1 protein-coding gene is annotated in these 232 nt (G+C 77.2%); it reads right to left on the bottom strand.

Features of this window, described 5'->3' with window-relative positions:
• On the bottom strand, window positions 1-232 hold a 232-nt coding region (locus ACQG3P_RS24800), incomplete at both ends, for a hypothetical protein (protein ID WP_426806529.1).

Below are 232 nucleotides of genomic sequence, written 5' to 3'. Positions count from 1 at the left end.
CACCAGCTGGTCCGGGGCATCGACCAGCACGCCTGCGTTCAGCTGCCCCAGCGCGCGTTCCACGGCGGTTTCCCGGCCGCTCTCCACCGGGAGGCGTTCGCCGACGCGCGCGCCCGAATCCAGCCCGGGCTGCTTGAGCCACGCCCCCGCCGCGCCCTGCTCCTGCCCGAGCGCGGCCGGCTGCAGGGTTGCCCGCGAGGTCAGCGGGCCACGCGCGGCCTGGGCCTGCTTG

It is taken from the genome of Stenotrophomonas sp. SrG (genome assembly GCF_050031795.1).
Taxonomy (GTDB): domain Bacteria; phylum Pseudomonadota; class Gammaproteobacteria; order Xanthomonadales; family Xanthomonadaceae; genus Stenotrophomonas; species Stenotrophomonas rhizophila_A.
This window is presented reverse-complemented; position numbering and strand designations above follow the sequence as displayed.